The 1205-nt window shown below is 65.8% G+C and carries 1 protein-coding gene; it reads right to left on the bottom strand.

Features of this window, described 5'->3' with window-relative positions:
• A partial coding sequence (locus tag ACZ58N_RS38865; RefSeq protein ID WP_471170403.1) for a 2-oxoacid:acceptor oxidoreductase family protein occupies positions 1-1205 on the bottom strand: 1205 nt, incomplete at both ends.

The raw sequence follows: 1205 nt of genomic DNA, 5'->3' as shown, positions 1-1205 counted from the left end.
TCGGAGCCGTTGGCGAGATAACCGTCCGACAGCAGGAACACCGGCGTGCGGTACGTCAACGCGATCCGCGCCGCGTCCAACGCCGCGTCGAAACAGTCCGCCGGGGTCCGCGGCGCCACGATCGGGACCGGCGCCTCACCGTTGCGCCCGTACATCGCCTGCAACAGATCGGCCTGCTCCGTCTTCGTCGGCAACCCCGTCGACGGCCCACCCCGCTGAATGTCCACGATCAACAACGGCAACTCCAACGACACCGCCAAACCGATCGTCTCCGACTTCAACGCCACACCCGGCCCCGACGTCGTCGTCACCGCCAACGCACCGCCGAACGCCGCACCCAACGCCGCACCGATCCCCGCGATCTCGTCCTCCGCCTGGAAGGTCCGCACCCCGAAGTTCTTGTGCCGACTCAACTCGTGCAGGATGTCCGACGCCGGAGTGATCGGATACGACCCCAGATACAACGGCAGATCCGCCTGCCGACCCGCCGCGATCAACCCGTACGACAACGCCAGGTTCCCCGAGATGTTGCGATACGTACCCGCCGGGAACGCCGCCCCCGCCGGCGCCACCTCGTAGGAGACCGCGAAATCCTCCGTCGTCTCCCCGAAGTTCCACCCCGCCCGGAACGCCACGATGTTCGCCTCCGCGATCTGCGGCTTCTTCGCGAACTTCTGCCGCAGGAACGCCTCCGTCCCCTCCGTCGGCCGGTGATACATCCACGACAGCAGACCCAACGCGAACATGTTCTTGCTGCGCTCGGCCTCCTTCCGCGACAACCCGAAGTCCTTCAACGCCTCCACCGTCAACGTCGTCAACGGCACCCGATGGATGCTGTACGCGTCCAGCGACCCGTCCTCCAACGGCGACGTCTCATAGCCCACCTTCGCCATCGGACGCCTGGTGAACTCATCCGTATTGACGATGATCTCCGCGCCCCGCGGCACATCCGCGATGTTCGCCTTGAGCGCCGCCGGATTCATCGCGACCAGCACGTTCGGCGCGTCCCCGGGCGTCAGGATGTCGTGATCCGCGAAATGCAACTGGAACGACGACACCCCCGGCAACGTCCCCGCGGGCGCCCTGATCTCCGCCGGAAAGTTCGGCAGCGTCGAAAGGTCGTTACCGAAGGACGCCGTCTCCGAAGTGAAACGGTCACCCGTCAGCTGCATACCGTCACCCGAATCACCCGCGAAACGGATGAT

Source organism: Streptomyces sp. NPDC040432, assembly GCF_055595445.1.
The sequence above is the reverse complement of the archived record's forward strand: the minus strand, read 5'-3'. Positions and strand labels throughout refer to the sequence as shown.